An 18551-nucleotide genomic window follows, 5' to 3' on the forward strand; every position below is an offset into this window, starting at 1 on the left:
AATTTTAATATAACATATTTGGTGAGAGGTGGATAAAAAATGATATATATATGTGAAAAGCTAAAAATTAACTATCCAATTATTCAAGGTGGAATGGGCAATATTAGCAACGCTCAACTCACTGCAGCTGTATCAGAAGCTGGAGGTCTTGGCACAATAGGTTGTGGGACCATGTCACCAACGGAAGTAGAGAAGATAATACTCGAAACGAAGCAGCGAACAAATAAGAACTTTGCTATAAACATCGCGATTAGTGTTTCGCCTTTTGTAAATGAACTGATTGATCTTGTTATCAAGCATAAAGTTCCGATTGTTTCATTATCAGCTGGAAATCCAAGTCCTTATATTCCTGTACTTCATGAGCATGGTGTAATAGTTATAGCGCTTGTAGCTTCTGTAAAGCATGCACAAAAAGCGGAACAAGCTGGTGCTAATATACTCGTTGCAGAAGGGTTTGAAGCAGCGGGCATCAACTCAAACCTAGAACTAACGACCTTCACGCTCATACCACAAATAGTGAAGCATGTAAAAATTCCCGTTTTAGCAGCAGGAGGAATAGGCGACGGCAAAGGATTGGCTGCTGCACTTATGCTAGGTGCTAGTGGTGTACAAATTGGTACTCGTTTAATTGCAACAAAGGAAGCACCTTTTCACAATGTGTACAAGCAAAACCTAGTGGCGGCAAGTGATACAGAAACGCTGATTATTGGAAGAAGTGTAGGACGCTTAAGAAGAATTTTAAAGACTCCATATGCGATGAAGCTAGATGAGTTAGATAAGATGGGAATGACTTTAGAGCAATATAGTGAAATGACATCGGAAAAACAACATATTAAAGGTGCGATCGAAGGCGATATGGAAAATGGTTTTATTAATAGTGGTCAAATCGCAGGCTTAATAGAAGACATTCCGACAGTAAAAGAATTAATCGATGAAATGATGAAAGAAGCAGAAAATAAAATGTGTAAATCCTCTAAAGAATTTAAGAGTTTACTAGCGAAATAGCTTAGTGTCTGCCACTGAGATGCTGGAATGTAATCTCATATAGAGAGTGGATTTTTGGAGAAAAATCTGTAAATAAGTATCTATATAGCTCATGTGGGCACTGAAAAACTATCTATAGTAAATCGTTGAAAAAGGCGACACTCCTGCGGGAATAGCGTTAGCAGAAAACCCCGCAACGTGCGAGGCGACTAAAGAAACGCCGTGCGGAAAGGGAGCCGATTCAACGATTTTCATATTATTGAACAGCCCTATTTAACAAATCGCGTTATGTGGACTCATTAGCTGAGAAGGAGGCTCGTTGCTCGCCCCGCGGAAAGTGAACTTCAGAGCTATAAATCTGAGTGTAAAAATCTTTTCTGTGATATGTATATTCTGGGAAAAATTAATTCGAAATACATAGATTTTTCTGATTATTGTATTGACTATCGTATTACGGATTGATACTATTACGTTATAATACTGTTATGCTAAGTGAATTTGTCGTTAATTATGTAAGCGTTTACAACTTTTTGTTGAATGGTGAATTAAATTGTCGAAACACCATTCTGTTTTATTAACAATCTACCATATAGTAAATAGAGGTGAAATGATGAGGCGGGGGATGGAATTAGGTAGAGAAGAGACAATAGAAATAATTGTAACCGAGGATATGTTTGCTTCATTTGAAGGAGAAGTTGTGCATCCTGTCTATTCAACAGTAGCTATGACATATCATATGGAGTGGGTTTCTAGAAAAATTATTCTACCATTTTTGGAAGACGATGAAGAGGGAATGGGAGCATCGGTTAAACTAAACCATTTAGCACCTTCTACACTCGGTTCCATAGTTACACTAACTGCAACCTTAGAGGGACTGTTTGACAATGTAGTACTGACCAAAGTGACTGCATCAAATCACAACGGTATCATCGGAAAAGGTGAAGTGAAGCAAGTAATTTTACCGAAAAAAATGATTGCTGAAAAACTAAAAAGCGCTTCATTATTTCCTAAGAAAAAGAAATTAATTTAGTTAAGAACTAATCGCCGAGGGGGCTTAAAAGATGATAATGGCAGATAAATTTTCAATGACAAAAGAATTTAATCTCTTCGATAAGATGGCTAAGCATGAACAGGTGGTTTTTTGTAATGATCCATCCACTGGCTTACGTGCAATAATTGCAATCCACGACACAACGCTTGGACCGGCACTTGGTGGATGTCGTATGCAACCTTATAACAGTCTTGAAGAAGCGTTGGAAGATGCTCTGCGTCTTTCAAAAGGAATGACGTACAAATGTGCAGCGGCAGACGTAGATTTCGGTGGCGGAAAAGCAGTTATTATCGGTGATCCTAAAACAGATAAATCTCCGGAATTATTTCGCGCGTTTGGTCAATTTGTAAACTCACTAGGTGGTCGCTTTTATACAGGAACGGATATGGGGACGACGATGGATGATTTCATTCATGCGATGAAAGAAACGAACTTCGTTAACGGCCTGCCAGAGGTATATGGAGGTGGTGGTGATTCTTCTATACCAACAGCAGCAGGTGTTTTGTACGGTATAAAAGCGACTAATCAGTTGCTATATGGAAGTGACGAATTAGGGCAACAGACTTATGCGATTCAAGGTCTAGGAAAGGTTGGATTCAAAGTAGCAAGTGGATTACTTGAAGCTGGTGCTCACATCTACGTAACAGATATTAACGAAGAAAGTCTGAAGGCAATTGAGGAAGTAGCAGCAAAAACACCGGGAAAAGTACAAATTGTTGCAAATGATGACATTTATTCGCAAGAAGCGGATATATTCGTTCCATGTGCATTTGGTGGGATTATTAACGATACTACAATCCCTAAGTTTAAAGTTAAAGCGATTGTAGGATCCGCCAATAATCAATTATTAGATGATAGACACGGCAAGTTGTTACGTGATAAAGGGATTTTATATGCACCGGACTACATCGTAAATTCTGGGGGGCTCATTCAGGTAGCGGATGAATTGTATGGTATTAATAAGGAACGTGTATTAGCAAAAACTAAACATATATACGATGCGATTTTGGAAGTGTATCAGGATGCTGCGAGTAGTGGAAAAACAACAGAGGAATCGGCGAATGAGATGTGTGAGAAACGAATAGAAAGTCGAAGAAAACGGAATAGTTTTTACTCAGCACCAACAAAACCAAAATGGTCGTTTAACAAGATTCAGTAAACCCTTCCCATTTTTGAATAGACTATCTTGATTGGAGGCAGTTAAGTGGAACATAACTATCCTATTAAAAGAATAATAGATGATGAGGGCTTTCTTGTAGATGCGAGCTTTGAAAAACAAATTGATGAGCAATTGGTTAAAGACCTTTATTATCACATGCTACGGGTCCGTACTTTTGATAGAAAGGCGATTAATTTGCAAAGACAAGGACGGCTTGGAACTTATGCGCCATTTGAAGGACAGGAAGCGGCTCAAGTTGGGAGCTCACTCGCGTTAAATGCTGACGACTGGGTATTCCCGACTTATCGAGATCATGGTGCAACAATCACATTTGGAAAAAGTATGGTTCAAACGTTTTTATATTGGAATGGCAGAGTGGAGGGGTGTGTAGCTCCGCCTGATAGAAATATTTTCCCACCAGCTGTTCCTATCGCGACTCAAATTCCCCATGCAGTTGGGGCTGCCTGGGCTGAAAAGAGAAGAGGAACACAGAATGCAGCAATTGCTTATTTCGGAGATGGTGCAACTTCGGAAGGCGATTTTCATGAAGGCTTGAATTTTGCGAGTGTATTCAAAGTGCCGGTCGTCTTTTTTAACCAAAATAATGGGTATGCGATATCCGTTCCAATTGAAAAACAGATGAATTCGGCAACTATAGCACAAAAATCAGTTGCTTATGGCATGCCAGGGGTAAGAATTGACGGAAACGATTGCTTTGTAGTTTATTTTGAAACGAAAAAAGCATTTGACTATGCACGAAATGGAAATGGCCCGACTTTAATAGAAGCAATTACTTGGAGAAAAGGTGCACACACGACTGCTGATGATCCTTCAAAGTATCGTTCTGAAAAACAAGGGGAGATATTTGTTGATCCTCTATCACGATTAGAGTTATTTATGAAAAATTACGGTTACTGGAATGATGAGTGGATTGAAGCGACTAGAGAAAAAACGAATAGTGAAGTGGAAGCGGCTGTTGAAGAAATGGAGAAATTTCCGCCGCCAAACGTAGCGGACGTTTTCAATCATGTATACGCTGAAATGCCAGCTCATCTCGCTGAACAAAAAGAAGCGTACCTATCACACTTAGGGAGGCATTAATGAATGGCACAATTGAAAGAGTCGGATCAAAAAACCGAGACGACAAAGCAGCTGACGTTAATTCAAGCGATTAATGATGGTATGCGTTTAATGCTAGAAGAGGATGATCGAACTATCATTCTTGGTGAAGATATCGGGAAAAACGGAGGGGTTTTCCGTGCAACGGAAGGACTTCAGGAAGTGTTTGGTGATGACCGAGTGGTCGATACACCGCTTTCAGAAGCAGGAATTATCGGTACTTCAATTGGCCTTGCGGTTAATGGCTTTAGACCGGTTGCGGAGATTCAATTCCTCGGTTTTATTTATCCTGCGTACGAACAAATTATGACACATGTCTCACGAATTAGAATGCGAACAATGTCCCGTTTTACAGTTCCTATGGTTATACGGGCACCATACGGAGCTGGAATTCGTGCTCCAGAAATACATTCGGACAGTACAGAAATTTTGTTCACGCATATGCCTGGTATCAAAGTTGTCTGCCCATCTAATCCATTCGATGCAAAAGGTTTGTTGATTGCAGCCATGGAAGATCCTGACCCTGTGATAGTTTTGGAGCCTATGAAAAACTATCGAGCAAAGAGAGAAGCAGTCCCTGTCGGTAAATATACGGTGGAAATTGGTAAAGGAAAAATAGTAAGGGAGGGTACTGATGTAACTCTAATTGCTTGGGGAGCTATGATTGGAATAGCGGAAAAAGCAGCTGAACAGGCAGAGAAAAAGGGTATTAGTTGTGAAATTATCGATTTGCGAACATTGTATCCAATAGATCGCGATATTATTGCGGGGTCCGTGCAGAAGACAACTAGAGCGGTTATTATCCATGAAGCGCATAATACTGGCGGTCTTGGGAACGATATCGTGTCAATTATCAATGATACCGCTTTCCTCTATCTTCGAGCTCCAATCGAACGTGTAACAGGATTTGACGTTCCGGTTCCATTCTTTGCACTAGAAGAACATTATTTACCAACACAAGCACGCGTCATGGAAGGAATAGAAAAAGTGGTACATTTTTAAGGAGGAAATGGGATGCTCGAAGTAAAGCTACATGATGTCGGGGAAGGAATGACGGAAGGGGAAGTGATCCATTACTTAGTCAAAGTTGGAGATTCGGTAATGACGGATCAGCCTCTTGTCGAAGTACAAACAGATAAAATGGTTGCTGAACTCACATCGCCCTGCTCAGGTATCGTGAAAAAAATTCCTATTGAAGTTGGTGAAATTGTTCAAGTAGGAACAAGTCTACTCTACATTGAAGTAGATGGGGGTGGTCAGCCAGAACTAAAATCATCGATAGAAATGAAACAAGTTAAAGAGAAAAAGGCGATTCCTCCGCTTGAAAAAGCAACAGCACCTACTACTTTTAAACGAGTACTTGCTGCACCATATACACGAAAAATTGCGCGCGACAACAATATAAATCTGGAAGACGTCCATGCTGCTGATCCTTCAGGAAGAATAACCGAAGAAGATGTTTTTCGGTTCTTAAAAGGTCTACAAACCGAGAAGGAGCATGTAAATGATGTGAAGCAAGCGGTTGTAGTTCAAGAAGCTCCTGATGAAATTCCTTTTAGAGGTATTCGAAAAAAGATTGCTGAAAAGATGACGAAATCACTTTTTACAATCCCGCATGTCACTCATTTTGATGAAGTTAATATGACGAAACTGTTTGAAATGAATGAGCAATTAAAAACATCTGGTGAGTCAGTGAGCATATCCGCATTTCTTATTAAAGCACTTGTTATTGCATTGAAGGACTTTCCGATATTCAATGCAGAACTAGATGAAGAGAATAGTAGGATATTACTCAAGAAAAACTACCATATTGGTATCGCAACAAACACGGATAGCGGATTAATCGTCCCTGTTATCCATGATGTCGATAAGAAAACGATTAAAGAGATTAATAATGAAGTCAAAGGTTTAACAAAAAGAGCGATCGAAGGGAAGATACAACCGTTTGAAATGCAAAATAGTACTTTTACAGTGAGTAATGTTGGACCACTAGGTAGTACTGGTGCAACCCCAATTATTAATTATCCTGAAACGGCTCTAATTGCTTTTCACAAAACGAAAAAACAACCTATCGTCAATGAATATGATGAAATTGTTATCGGTCGTATTATGACACTGTCTATGGCATTTGACCATCGTGTAGCGGATGGAGCGACGGCCGTTAAATTTACGAATCGCTTTGCAAGCCTAATCGAACACCCCCACAAACTAATGATGGAGATGATATAAAATGGTTGTTGGGGAGATCAGTCAGGAACGAAAACTCATAATCATTGGAGGAGGACCAGGCGGCTACAGTGCTGCCATACGGGCTGCACAGCTTGGTCTCTCCGTAACGCTAATTGAACAGGCTGACATGGGTGGTGTTTGTCTAAATGAAGGATGCATTCCTTCTAAAGTTTATACACACGTAGCAGCTAAACGCTCAGAAGCCGCACATTTGCAAGAACTTGGTATCGGAAGTTCGGATAACCTTTTGGATTTCCAAAAGCTAAGTGCCTATAAAGCGAAAGTTATCCACCAACTTAGATCTGGTGTAGAAAGTTTATGTAAGGTAAACAAAATTGAATTAATACGAGGTAAAGCTACCTTCCTTGCTGTAGACAAAATCGGTGTAGAAAAAGGACACCAATTCGATATTTTTGAATTTGAACAAGTAATTATCGCAACAGGTAGTTCCCCGATTCTACCGACTAAGATGAAAGAAAATGGGAAAAGAACTCTCTTTCCTCATGAACTATTTAAATTGGAAGAGATACCGAAGCATCTTATAGTAAGGGGTCAAGATTACATTGCACTCGAAGCTGCTTCTAGTTTTGCTGCATTAGGAGCAAAAGTTAGTATAGTGATAGATGACAAAGGCTTTCCTTTCGATGAATCCATTAATAAAGAATTACTTCGTGTATTTAAAAAACGTAAAATTAACGTGCATAAAGAAATGGAATTCGTTTCAACTAATGAGACGGATGACGAGATATCAATAACGTTCTTAACGGATAAAAATGAAGAAGAGACAATTCATGGATCTCATCTCTTCGTTTCCGGAACAAGGAAACCAAATTTGGATTCTCTAGGAATTAGTCGTTTCCAGATTGAACAAACAGTTGAGGGATTCATAAAGATAGATGGAAATATGCAATCATCGATCCCTTCCATATATGCAATTGGAGATGTAACGGAAGGTCCAATGCTCGCAGTAAAAGCAATCAAGCAAGGAAAAGCTGCTGTGTCCTCCATAGTAGGAGAAAAAACGGAAGTTGACCTTACATTTATGCCGGTTGTCGCGCATACAATTCCACCAGTTGCCTCGGTAGGGCTCACGGAACAAAGTGCACGCGAAATTGGGTTGTCTATTCGTGTCAGTCAATTTGCTCTTGGTGGGAACGGTTATGCAACAATTACTGGCAAAAAGGATGGGTTTATTAAAGTTATTTCCGATTCAACTACTGAAATCATTCAAGGTATTCATATGATTGGAGAAGGAGCAGTTGAAATGTCAGGCTCGTTTGTACAGTTACTTGAAATGGCTGCGAAAGAAGAGGACATAAAGTTTCCGCATTATGCACATCCGGGATTCAACGAAGGGCTACTGGAAGTGGTAGAAGGGCTTATCGGACAAGCGATTCATGCTAAACCTTATAAAAATTCTTAATATCTACTAAAAGCACATGTGCGCATGTATCTTAAATAGACGGAATATTAAAATTTTATTTGGATTCACATAAATACAAAATAAATCAAAACAACTTAAGAGGGGGAAAGGTAAATGAAGAACACTTGGAAAAAAATGATGGCTGTTATTTTTAGTACTACATTAATTCTTGCTGCATGTGGTGATGGAGGAGAAAAGGCGGGATCCTCTAAGAAATATAAAATTGGCGTCACTCAAATTGTAGAACATCCATCTTTGAATGCTGCTTTAGATGGTTTTCAAAAGGCTTTAGAAGATGCAGGAATTGATGCAGAATATGATAAACAAATTGCTCAAGGGGATAATAGTGCTAACACTACAATAGCGACGAATCTTGTTAGTGCAAAGGTGGATCTAATATTTGCTAACTCTACACCTAGTGCTCAAGCTGCTGCGAGTGCGACATCTGATATTCCAATTGTTTTCACATCCGTAACAGATGCAGTTGGAGCAGAACTCGTTAAATCAATGGAAAAACCGGGTGGTAATGTAACAGGTACAATTGATGCTCATCCTGATGCAATTTCCGATACGATGAAGTTCCTTAAAGAACAATTAGGTGCGAAAAAGGTTGGAATGGTGTTTAACTCTGGAGAGCAAAACTCTCGTGCACAAGTAGATGCGGTAAAAGAAATGTTAAAAGGTATGGATATGACTGTTGTGGAAGCGTCTGTTGCAACATCTGCAGATGTGAAACAAGCAGCTGAATCATTAATTGGTAAAGTGGATTCAATGTACATCATTACAGATAACACGGTTGTTTCCGCGCTTGAATCCGTAATTTCAGTAGCAAACGATAACAAAATTCCGATGATGGTAGGGGAATTTGACTCTGTTAAACGAGGCGGGTTAGCTGCTTATGGATTTGAGTATTATGACATTGGCTACGAAGCAGGACAAATGGCTGTCAAAATTTTAAAAGGTGAAAGCAAGCCAGCTGACTTACCTGTTCAAATCCCACAAAAGTTAAAATTGGTTTTGAATAAAAAAACAGCTGCTATTTTAGGAATTGACATTAAAGATGAATGGAAAGCTGAGCTTGTTGAATAAATAGGAGGTGATTCTGTATGTTTGCAGCTGTATTTGGATCTGTGGAGCAAGGAATCATCTATGCAATTATGGCACTTGGAGTGTATATATCATTCCGAGTGCTAGATTTTCCGGATTTAACAGTGGACGGTAGTTTTGTAACAGGAGCTGGGGTAGCTGCCACGATGATTATCACTGGATACCATCCAGTGGTAGCTACAGCAGTAGCTATAGTTATGGGTTTTCTTGCTGGATGTGTAACCGGACTCCTACATACAAAAGGAAAAATTAATGCGCTGCTATCTGGAATATTAATGATGATTGCCTTGTACTCCATCAATTTACGCATAATGGGGCTAACGTCTCCAAATTCCATTGGTCGTCCGAATATACCTTTATTAAATGCTGAAACAATGTTTAGTAAGTTCCAATCATTTTGGGGCTCTTTAGGCATTGATACTACCATTAATAATTACTTAAGTAGTCTAGGACTACAGAACTTGCCTTCAACCTGGGGTACAGTGTTCGTCATGATTATTATTGTTTTAATCATTAAATTTATCGTCGATTGGTTTTTGAAAACCGAAGTAGGTCTTGCGATAAGAGCTACTGGCGATAATAAGAAAATGATTCGAAGTTTATCTGCTAATACTGACACACTCATTATTGTCGGTCTTGGCTTTTCAAATGCACTTGTAGCCTTCTCAGGAGCATTGATCGCTCAGTATGCAAAATTTGCTGACATCGGAATGGGTATTGGAATGATTATTATTGGACTCGCTTCCGTTATTATTGGTGAGGCGATTTTTGGAACTAAAACGATTCTTCGAACAACATTTGCTGTAATTGCAGGAGCTATTATTTATCGAATCGTACTTGGTCTTGCACTTCGAGTGAATTTTCTCGATACAGGAGATATGAAATTAATTACGGCAGTTATTGTAATTGGAGCATTGATTTTGCCGCAATTCATTGAAAAGAAACGAGAAAAAAGTAGAAAAGCAAAACGCCATGCGGAACGTTTAGTAGAACAAAAACATTTGCTAATGAAGGAGGGAAATCCCGTTGCTAAAGCTCAGTCAGGTCAATAAATTATTTAATGAAGCAACTCCTGATGAAAAAATTGCTTTGGATCAAATTAATCTTCAGTTAAATCCTGGAGATTTTATGACGGTGATTGGAAGCAACGGAGCTGGAAAATCGACTATGTTGAATATGATATCCGGCGCTCTTTCTCCTGATTTTGGTGTAATTGAAATTGCGAATAAAGACGTTACAAGAGTACCGGAATATCAGCGTTCTCAAATGATTGGAAGGGTATTTCAAGATCCAATGGCAGGCACAGCACCTACGATGACGATTGAAGAAAACCTGGCGATGGCTTATTCACGAAACAAAAAACGTTCATTAAAAAAGGGCGTAGACAAGAAACGTCGTGAATTTTTCCGTACTTCGCTTGAAACGCTTCATTTAAACCTTGAAAATCGGTTGAATGCAAAAGTAGGGATGCTTTCTGGTGGAGAGAGGCAAGCTCTATCTCTCTTGATGGCTACTTTTACCCAACCATCTATTTTGCTTCTTGATGAGCATACCGCTGCGCTCGATCCTTCGCGAGCAGAACTAATTACGAACTTAACTAAGAAACTTGTAGAAAAAGATCAGCTTACAACGCTGATGATCACCCATAATATGCAACAAGCTTTAGATTTAGGGAACAGGCTTATTATGATGGATAAAGGTCAGATCATTTTAGAAATAGAAGCTGATGAAAAGAAAAAGCTAACAATTCCTAAACTGATGGATGAATTCCAACGCATTCGGGGAGAGAAATTAACTAGTGATAAGGCATTATTATCAGTATAATTTGCGCTCCATATTTCTCGGGAAATATATTTGTGCTCTGGAGAATAGCCTAAGGGGTGAAGCATATGAGCAGTGCCAAGATGAAAGTGTTAGGGAAACGTGAACTAGTATTCGGAGAAGTAAATACCGGAACGAATACAGTTAGGATAAAGGACAATATATTAAGTGCAAATGAAATACAATTCGATACACCAATTACGGGGACAGTTTTTGGCACACTTCTGAACTATAAGGGAGCACTTGAAAGGCTTGGGGATGCTGTCAATAATAAACCATATAATTCGCCTCCAATCGCCCCTGTTCTTTATATTAAACCGGCAAATACCTTTAACCGACATGGAGCAGCAATCCCCATGCCAATAGGGATAACTAAACTGGAAATGGGAGCGACACTAGGATTAGTAATAGGAAAGAAGGCTGTCGCAGTGGATGAAGAAACTGCGCTAACTTATATTGCAGGGTACACAATTGTGAATGATGTAAGTGTGCCACATGATAGTTTATACCGTCCAGCAGTTCAACATCATGCACGTGATGGATTTTGTCCAATTGGTCCTTGGATAATTGATCGTCATGAAGTGGATAATCCTGATGATTTAATCATTCGAGTATTCATTAATGATAAGCTTCGACAAGAAAGTTCAACATCCAATTTAATTCGTACAGTCTCCCGTTTACTCGTGGATGTAACTGAGTTTATGACGTTAAGCAAAGGTGACTTGTTACTCATAGGAATTCCTGAAGAGGCTCCACAAGCAGAAGTTGGAGATAAAATAAGAATAGAAATAACTGGAATCGGAAGTCTAGAAAATATTATTTTAGAAGAAACAGAGATTAATCGGAGGGGGACGATATGAGAAGAGCAAGAATTGCATATGGGGGGGCTATCCATGAAGCGATTGAATGGGAAGGGTATCTTAAATTAGACGATGGTCGAATAGTTGAAGAGCACAATGTATCTTGGCTTACGCCGATAGAGCCGCGTACGGTTTTTGCATTAGGACTTAACTATGCAGATCATGCAGCGGAACTTGCATTTGCTGCTCCTTCTGAACCGCTTGTCTTTTTAAAAGGCCCGAATACGTTTATTGGGCATCAAGCATATACCTGTCGCCCATCGGATGTCACTTATATGCACTATGAATGTGAATTGGCCGTAATCATCGGTGAGACAGCTAGAAATGTAAAAAGAGAAAATGCTTACAAATATATTAAAGGGTACAGTGTCGCCAATGATTACGCCATCAGAGATTATTTAGAAAACTATTATCGGCCAAACTTGCGAGTGAAAAATCGTGATACATGTACACCATTTGGTCCATGGATTGTCGATATGAAAGATATTGCGGACCCAATGAATCTAAAATTGACAACACATGTAAACAACGAACTCGTTCAAGAAGGAACGACAGCAGATATGATATTTGATATTCCTTCGATTATTGAGTATTTAAGTAGCTTTATGACGTTGAGTGAAAATGATGTCATTCTTACAGGTACTCCAAAAGGGTCTATCGATACAGTAGTCGGAGATGTTGTCGTCACGGAAGTAGAAGGAATTGGTCGCTTAGTAAATACCATAATCGGAGAAGAATCCTTTACAAATGCATAGTGTGAGAAGGAGGGCTATATTTGCCGCATTTTATCGTAGAGTACACGGATAATATTAAAGAAGAGGCGAATCTTCCGAAATTGTTCGAGGAAATTCATAAAGTTCTTATTGCGCGAGACACTATTTTTCCTATAGGTGGTATCCGCTCAAGGGCAATTGAACTAAAAGAGTACCGTGTGGCAGATGGTGCCGAGGATGATGCATTTGTCCATGCTGTATTTAAAATTGGTGCTGGGCGTTCAGATGAAATAAAGAAAGAAGTTTGTACCGCGCTCTTTGAAGTGATGAAAGAACATTTCTCGTCATTAATGGCTAAGCGATATTTAGCCTTGTCCATGGAACTAATTGAATTTAGTGAAGCTGGCACTTATAAACAAAATAATATTCACGCTAGATTTAAAAAGTAGTATAGGTCTTCTATTCAACTAGTCTAGTATTATAATTAGTATTCTGAAAATTCAAATATAAATTTTGTGAGAAATTGATCTGAAAATATTATTTCAAATGAGGAGGGAATAGAATGGGCGCACGAACGGGCAAAGAATACATCGATGGGATAAAAAAACGGCAAACAGAAGTATGGATTCATGGGGAAAAAGTAGAAGATGTTACGACACATCCAGCATTTAAAAATGTAGTGGAAAGCGTTGCGGGTCTTTACGACTTACAACACGAGAAACCGGAAAAAATGTTATATACCTCTCCGACATCAGGGCAAAAAGTTGGTCTATCTTTTATTGCTCCTAAAACGAAGGAAGATTTATTCAAAAGACGTGAAATGCATAGCGAATGGGCTGCATTCTCCGGTGGCATGATGGGGCGTTCGCCAGACTATTTGAACACAAGTATTATGGCCTTCGGTACAGCGAGTCAATTTTTTGCGCAAGAAGGCGGCGGAAGTGATCAATTTGCTAAAAATGCAGCAAATTACTATGAATATGCACGTGAAAACGATATTAGTTTAACCCATACATTAATTCACCCACAGGTAAATAGATCCAAGCTTACGCAATCTGAGCAAAAAGATCCATTTCTGTCAGCAAGGATTACGAAAAAGACGGAGGATGGAATTATTGTGAATGGTTGTCGTCTCTTGGCAACTTTAGGCGGTATTACAGATGAGCTTGTCGTATTCCCTTCGACTATAAATAGAACTCCAGGAACTACAGATGACCCATTCGCATTTGCGTTTGCCATTCCAAATAATACTAAGGGTTTAAAATTCCTATCCCGTGAATCTTTCGATTATGGTAAGAGTAAATGGGATCACCCGCTCGGAGCTAGGTTTGATGAGAGTGATGCAATCATTTCCTTCGAAGATGTGCTAGTTCCATGGGAAAGGGTTTTTGTATGTGAAAGTACTAATATATGTAATCGCACTTACGCTGAGACGAATGCGGTAATACATATGACACATCAAGTTATTTGCAAAAACGTCGTAAAAACCGAGTTCATACTAGGTGTAGTCATTAGTATGATGGAGGCAATTGGTATTGATCAATTTATGCATGTGAAGGAAAAAGCAAGTGAAATCATGGTTATTTTAGAAGTGATGCGTTCACATTTATTTAAATCCGAGCATAATGCAAAAATTGATCAATACGGCAATATGACACCAGACTTCGAACCGTTAAATGCAGCACGCAACTGGTTCCCGAAAATGTATCAGCGTATGAATGAAATCATTAAAATTCTAGGAGCTTCTGGATTAATGGCTCTTCCAACAGAAGCGGACTTTAGCAATACGGACGTCGGTTCGTTAGTTCATCGCTATACACAAGGTGCAAATATAAACGGCGAGGAAAAAGTACAGCTATTCCGCCTAGCGTGGGATATTTCCATTAGTGCATTTGGGAACCGACAAGCACTTTATGAATATTATTTCTTTGGAGATCCAGTGAGAATGTCAAATGCTTATTATGATGGGTTTAATAAGCAACCTTATAAAGATATGGTTTCGGAGTTTTTAAATAGAGCAAAAAAAGAAGCAGGAATATTATCTTAAAATCAAGATAACATCTTCTGAAAGTAGAGAGGTGAAGAAATGATGCAGCAAGTAGATCACGATATTGATGATCGTTTATACCGAAATGTGATGGGTAGTTTTGCCACAGGTGTAACGGTTATTACAACCGAAGTAGATAAAGTGGTGCATGGCATGACTGCAAACGCTTTTATGTCCGTTTCTCTCAATCCGAAGCTTGTGGCAATTAGTATTGGAGAAAATGCAAGAATGCTTCAGCATATAAAGGATTCTAAGCGATTCGCGATTAACATATTATCGTCTAACCAACAAAATAAGTCGAAACAATTTGCAGGTCAGCTTAAATCAGAATCTGAAGTTACGTTCACTTACTTTAAAGGACTGCCAATACTTGAAGATACTTTAGCGGTGATTACATGTGATCTGAATAGCGAATATGTAGTAGGAGACCACACAATTTTTATCGGTCATGTTACTGGAGTTAAGCTTGAACAAAAAGATCCTTTACTATTTAGTCAAGGAAAGTATCGGGAATTAAAAGAACTAGAAGAATTGGAAACCACTACTTAGAAGGAGTAGATTCTAATGGCATATGAAGAAGCTAAAAAGAAATTAAGAGGTTCCATTTGTCCTGTCGTTACACCTTTTACGGAAAATGGTGCGATTGACGAAAAAGTATTCATCGAGTTGATCAATTGGCAAATTGAAAGCGGAAGTCATGGGATATCTGTTACAGGAACGAGTGGCGAACCAAGTTCTTTAACAATTGCTGAAAGAAAAAGGGTTATGAAACTAGCGAAAGAGACAATAGATGGACGTGTGTTTTTTGCACCTGGAACAGGGTCTACAAATCATGATGAAACAATGGAGCTAACGAAATATGCAGAAGAAATAGGCGCAGATGCCGCTATGGTTATCGTACCTTACTACAATAAGCCAAACCAAGAAGCACTTTATCAGCACTTTAAAACGGTAGCAGATTCAGTTAAAATTCCAATCATTATTTACAATATACCTGGTCGATCCGCCGTCAATATGGAAGTTAGCACGATGAAACGCTTAGTAGAAGATTGTACGAATATTATCGGTGTAAAAGAAGCAAATAAAGACTTTGAACATGTTAATCGTGTGCTTCTAAACTGTGGAAGAGATTTCCTTTTGTTCTCAGGAATTGAATTACTTTGTTACCCAATGCTTGCAATTGGCGGTGCTGGATTTATTAGTGCAACAGCAAATGTGGAGCCCACAAAAGTAGCGGAGCTTTATAATGCATGGGAAGCTGGAGATGTCGAAAGAGCACAAAATCTTCACTTCGAATTAATGCCATTAAATGATGTACTTTTTAAAGATACAAATCCTTCACCAGTTAAAGTAGCACTGGGCATGATGGGGAAAATAACACCGAAACTGCGCTTGCCATTAGGATTACCATCAAAAGAAATACAACAAGAAGTTCGAGAATCACTTATCGAACTAGCTATTTTGCCTAAGGAAGCAGCTTTAAAGTAACTATAAATAAGAAAATAGGTGATAGAAATGTTATCTTCTCAGGAGTTAGTCTCTTATAAACATGAATCACAAAAAAATATTTCCCTCTATATAAATGGAGAATTCACTTCCGCTGTAAGTGGAAAGACGTTCAAAAATATAAACCCGTTTACGAACGAACAAATTAATGAAGTTGCAGAGGGGCAGTCTGAAGATATTAATAAAGCAGTCGCTGCCGCACGTGAAGCCTTTGATAATGGTCCTTGGAAAACGATGAAGCTGAATAAAAGAATGGAATATATTTATCGTATTGCAGATCTGATTGATGAAGAGATTGAAAAAATAGCTTACTTAGAGGCGCTTGATACAGGCCTCCCGATTAGCCAGACGCGAAATATGGTAAGCCGTGCCTCAGAGAACTTTCGATTTTATGCACGTATGGTGGAAAGTCGTCTAGTTGGCGATGCCTACCAAGTAGATGATGAATTTATTAACTACACCATCCATGCCCCAGTTGGGGTTGCAGGATTAATAACTCCTTGGAATGCCCCATTCATGTTAGAGACATGGAAAGTGGCACCAGCACTTGCGACAGGTAACACAGTTGTTCTAAAACCAGCCGAACTTTCTCCACTATCCGCAAATGTACTAGCGGAAGTTATTCATAGAGCGGATCTTCCAAAAGGCGTTTTCAACGTTGTTCATGGCTACGGTGAAGTAGCAGGGGATGCACTTGTAAAACATCCGGATGTACAACTAATTTCATTTACAGGGGAAACAAAGACAGGTTCAACAATTATAAAAAATAGCGCTGATACACTGAAAAGTTGTTCGATGGAACTTGGTGGTAAATCACCAATTATCGTTTTTGAAGATGCTGACTTTGAGCGTGCATTAGATGCTTGTGTCTGGGGGATTTACTCATTCAACGGTGAACGTTGTACCGCGAACTCACGCTTGTTTTTACAAGAGGGAATTAAAGATAAATTTATAGATGCTTTAAAGAAACGTGTTGCCAATATTAAAGTTGGTGACCCCCTAGACTCAGAAACGGAAGTAGGTCCGCTGATTGATAAAGGGCATTTTAGTAAGGTGAAAAGCTACTTGGATATAGCAAAAGAAGAAGGTACGGAAGTTATTACTGGAAACATTCCAATTGATTTTGCTAAAGGAAACTTTGTAGCACCTGCGCTTATACTAAATGCTGAAAATCATATGCGCGTTTCGCAAGAAGAGATCTTCGGCCCCATTCTAACTGTTTTGACATTTAAAGATGAAGAAGAAGTTATTAAGCTTGCAAACGATATTGATTACGGACTTGCGGGTTATGTATGGACAAATGATATTAAACGAGGTCACCGAGTTGCACATAAAGTGGAAGCCGGAATGCTTTGGGTGAATGCACAAAACGTTCGTGATTTACGAACACCTTTCGGAGGTTCAAAGTCATCTGGTATTGGACGTGAAGGCGGACATTACGGCTTTGGGTTTTACACAGAACAGAAAATTATTCATGTTTCGATTGCGGATCATCGTATTCAGCAGTTCGGTAAAAAATAAAGGAAGGCATGGTGAACACGATGGATTTTTCAATCATTCGTATCGCAAGAACAGTTCTTCATGTATTGGATTTGCAAGCGTCCCGTAAATTCTATGTGGATGGACTTGGTATGATTGAAACGGAAAGTGATGAAAATCATCTATACTTAAGAGGTCTAGAAGAACACTCTCATCATAGTTTACTATTGAAAAAAGCAGACAAAGCTATTGTCGAAGTACTTAGTTATAAAGTAGAAAAAGAACAGGATCTCGATGAAATAGAAAAGCTTTTTATTTCAAGAGGACTAAAAACAAAATGGATGGCGAAAGGGGAACAACATGCAATTGGAAGAACTCTTCGTGTCCATGATATATCAGGCATTCCATTAGAATTTTTTGCGGAAATGACGACTGTCGATCGTATGCTGCAGCGCTATGACCTTTATTCGGGAGCTAAAATTCAACGAATTGACCATGTAAATTGTGCAGTACCGCATGTTCAAAAAGCGTTTGATTTCTATGTGAAAGACTTAGGGTTCTCGTGTTCAGAGTATACGGATACAGAAGACGGAGAATTGTGGGCAGCATGGCTTTATCGGAAACCAACCGTTCATGACCAAGCATTCATGAGTGGTCCAGGACCGAAGCTACATCATTTTGCTTACACACTAGCTGATCGACTCAGTGTGCTGGATTGTTGTGATGTTTTAGCCAGTTTGGGATATGCGGATTCGATCGAACGAGGACCTGGACGCCATGGCCTATCTAACGCCTTTTTCCTTTATTTGAGAGATCCAGATGGTCATCGCATAGAGCTTTATACAGGTGATTATTTAACAAGCGACCCGGATTTAAAGCCAAAACGATGGGATTTAAATGATCCGCTTCGTCAAACATTCTGGGGACATAAAGCACCAGATCGATGGTTCAATGAAACAAGTACCTTCATTGATATTGAAACGGGTGAAGAGATAAAAAGTGAAGAACCATTTTTGGAACAAAGAAAGCCGAAAATTGTCGTTTAGGAACGGA

The 18551-nt window shown here is 39.2% G+C and carries 18 protein-coding genes; all 18 read left to right on the top strand.

The window, feature by feature from the left end:
- Positions 1-39 precede the first annotated feature (39 nt).
- The 18 genes from ACFVR1_RS07920 to hpaD all read left to right on the top strand — a co-directional run bounded on the left by ACFVR1_RS07920 (position 40) and on the right by hpaD (position 18544).
- A complete protein-coding gene (locus ACFVR1_RS07920) occupies positions 40-1005 on the top strand; it encodes an NAD(P)H-dependent flavin oxidoreductase (protein WP_387582670.1) in 966 nt (321 codons plus the stop codon).
- 589 nt (positions 1006-1594) lie between these two features.
- Positions 1595-2014 carry a thioesterase family protein gene (locus tag ACFVR1_RS07925; RefSeq protein WP_387583293.1) on the top strand — a complete coding sequence of 140 codons (420 nt, stop codon included), beginning with the start codon at positions 1595-1597 and terminating at the stop codon, positions 2012-2014.
- Positions 2015-2045: 31 nt separating this feature from the next.
- Positions 2046-3194, top strand: coding sequence for a Leu/Phe/Val dehydrogenase (locus ACFVR1_RS07930; RefSeq protein WP_387582673.1), 1149 nt, complete (start codon positions 2046-2048; stop codon positions 3192-3194).
- A 45-nt stretch (positions 3195-3239) separates the two neighbouring features.
- Complete coding sequence (pdhA, locus tag ACFVR1_RS07935; protein WP_387582675.1) at positions 3240-4295, top strand: pyruvate dehydrogenase (acetyl-transferring) E1 component subunit alpha; 1056 nt, start codon at positions 3240-3242, stop codon at positions 4293-4295.
- Positions 4296-4298: 3 nt separating this feature from the next.
- A complete protein-coding gene (locus ACFVR1_RS07940; RefSeq protein WP_387582678.1) occupies positions 4299-5315 on the top strand; it encodes an alpha-ketoacid dehydrogenase subunit beta in 1017 nt (338 codons plus the stop codon).
- A gap of 12 nt (positions 5316-5327) precedes the next feature.
- On the top strand, positions 5328-6542 hold the full coding sequence (locus ACFVR1_RS07945; RefSeq protein WP_387582681.1) for a dihydrolipoamide acetyltransferase family protein: 1215 nt from the start codon (positions 5328-5330) through the stop codon (positions 6540-6542).
- Between the two features lies 1 nt (position 6543).
- The gene (locus ACFVR1_RS07950; RefSeq protein ID WP_387582683.1) at positions 6544-7965 is read left to right on the top strand and encodes a dihydrolipoyl dehydrogenase family protein; all 1422 of its coding nucleotides are present in this window, start codon (positions 6544-6546) and stop codon (positions 7963-7965) included.
- 114 nt (positions 7966-8079) lie between these two features.
- Complete coding sequence (locus ACFVR1_RS07955; RefSeq protein ID WP_387582685.1) at positions 8080-9054, top strand: ABC transporter substrate-binding protein; 975 nt, start codon at positions 8080-8082, stop codon at positions 9052-9054.
- A gap of 17 nt (positions 9055-9071) precedes the next feature.
- Positions 9072-10124 (top strand): ABC transporter permease, encoded by a 1053-nt coding sequence (locus ACFVR1_RS07960; protein ID WP_387582688.1) that lies wholly within the window; start codon positions 9072-9074, stop codon positions 10122-10124.
- Entirely contained in the window at positions 10099-10896 is a 798-nt protein-coding gene (locus ACFVR1_RS07965; RefSeq protein WP_387582691.1) for an ABC transporter ATP-binding protein, read from the top strand. Before ACFVR1_RS07960 ends, ACFVR1_RS07965 begins: the two co-directional genes overlap by 26 nt.
- Positions 10897-10961: 65 nt before the next feature.
- Positions 10962-11753 (top strand): fumarylacetoacetate hydrolase family protein, encoded by a 792-nt coding sequence (locus ACFVR1_RS07970; RefSeq protein WP_387582694.1) that lies wholly within the window; start codon positions 10962-10964, stop codon positions 11751-11753.
- A complete protein-coding gene (locus ACFVR1_RS07975; RefSeq protein WP_387582697.1) occupies positions 11750-12508 on the top strand; it encodes a fumarylacetoacetate hydrolase family protein in 759 nt (252 codons plus the stop codon). Before ACFVR1_RS07970 ends, ACFVR1_RS07975 begins: the two co-directional genes overlap by 4 nt.
- Before the next feature lie 20 nt (positions 12509-12528).
- Positions 12529-12915, top strand: a complete 387-nt coding sequence (locus tag ACFVR1_RS07980) for a 5-carboxymethyl-2-hydroxymuconate Delta-isomerase (RefSeq protein ID WP_387582700.1) — start codon at positions 12529-12531, stop codon at positions 12913-12915.
- 113 nt (positions 12916-13028) lie between these two features.
- The gene (gene hpaB, locus ACFVR1_RS07985) at positions 13029-14513 is read left to right on the top strand and encodes a 4-hydroxyphenylacetate 3-monooxygenase, oxygenase component (protein ID WP_387582702.1); all 1485 of its coding nucleotides are present in this window, start codon (positions 13029-13031) and stop codon (positions 14511-14513) included.
- 39 nt (positions 14514-14552) lie between these two features.
- On the top strand, positions 14553-15062 hold the full coding sequence (locus tag ACFVR1_RS07990) for a flavin reductase family protein (RefSeq protein ID WP_387582704.1): 510 nt from the start codon (positions 14553-14555) through the stop codon (positions 15060-15062).
- A 15-nt stretch (positions 15063-15077) separates the two neighbouring features.
- On the top strand, positions 15078-16001 hold the full coding sequence (gene hpaI / locus ACFVR1_RS07995; RefSeq protein ID WP_387582707.1) for a 2,4-dihydroxyhept-2-ene-1,7-dioic acid aldolase: 924 nt from the start codon (positions 15078-15080) through the stop codon (positions 15999-16001).
- Between the two features lie 27 nt (positions 16002-16028).
- Positions 16029-17540, top strand: coding sequence for a 5-carboxymethyl-2-hydroxymuconate semialdehyde dehydrogenase (gene hpaE, locus ACFVR1_RS08000; protein ID WP_387582709.1), 1512 nt, complete (start codon positions 16029-16031; stop codon positions 17538-17540).
- 20 nt (positions 17541-17560) lie between these two features.
- The gene (hpaD, locus tag ACFVR1_RS08005) at positions 17561-18544 is read left to right on the top strand and encodes a 3,4-dihydroxyphenylacetate 2,3-dioxygenase (RefSeq protein ID WP_387582711.1); all 984 of its coding nucleotides are present in this window, start codon (positions 17561-17563) and stop codon (positions 18542-18544) included.
- Positions 18545-18551: the final 7 nt, after the last annotated feature.

The organism is Psychrobacillus sp. NPDC058041, from assembly GCF_042885655.1.
Classification (GTDB): Bacteria; Bacillota; Bacilli; order Bacillales_A; family Planococcaceae; genus Psychrobacillus.

Coding starts and splice junctions, on each gene's coding strand:
- ACFVR1_RS07920 (WP_387582670.1), top strand. CDS start 40: ATGATATATATATGTGAAAAGCTAAAAATTAACTATCCAATTATTCAA.
- ACFVR1_RS07925 (WP_387583293.1), top strand. CDS start 1,595: ATGAGGCGGGGGATGGAATTAGGTAGAGAAGAGACAATAGAAATAATT.
- ACFVR1_RS07930 (WP_387582673.1), top strand. CDS start 2,046: ATGATAATGGCAGATAAATTTTCAATGACAAAAGAATTTAATCTCTTC.
- ACFVR1_RS07940 (WP_387582678.1), top strand. CDS start 4,299: ATGGCACAATTGAAAGAGTCGGATCAAAAAACCGAGACGACAAAGCAG.
- ACFVR1_RS07945 (WP_387582681.1), top strand. CDS start 5,328: ATGCTCGAAGTAAAGCTACATGATGTCGGGGAAGGAATGACGGAAGGG.
- ACFVR1_RS07950 (WP_387582683.1), top strand. CDS start 6,544: ATGGTTGTTGGGGAGATCAGTCAGGAACGAAAACTCATAATCATTGGA.
- ACFVR1_RS07955 (WP_387582685.1), top strand. CDS start 8,080: ATGAAGAACACTTGGAAAAAAATGATGGCTGTTATTTTTAGTACTACA.
- ACFVR1_RS07960 (WP_387582688.1), top strand. CDS start 9,072: ATGTTTGCAGCTGTATTTGGATCTGTGGAGCAAGGAATCATCTATGCA.
- ACFVR1_RS07970 (WP_387582694.1), top strand. CDS start 10,962: ATGAGCAGTGCCAAGATGAAAGTGTTAGGGAAACGTGAACTAGTATTC.
- ACFVR1_RS07975 (WP_387582697.1), top strand. CDS start 11,750: ATGAGAAGAGCAAGAATTGCATATGGGGGGGCTATCCATGAAGCGATT.
- hpaB (WP_387582702.1), top strand. CDS start 13,029: ATGGGCGCACGAACGGGCAAAGAATACATCGATGGGATAAAAAAACGG.
- ACFVR1_RS07990 (WP_387582704.1), top strand. CDS start 14,553: ATGATGCAGCAAGTAGATCACGATATTGATGATCGTTTATACCGAAAT.
- hpaI (WP_387582707.1), top strand. CDS start 15,078: ATGGCATATGAAGAAGCTAAAAAGAAATTAAGAGGTTCCATTTGTCCT.
- hpaE (WP_387582709.1), top strand. CDS start 16,029: ATGTTATCTTCTCAGGAGTTAGTCTCTTATAAACATGAATCACAAAAA.
- hpaD (WP_387582711.1), top strand. CDS start 17,561: ATGGATTTTTCAATCATTCGTATCGCAAGAACAGTTCTTCATGTATTG.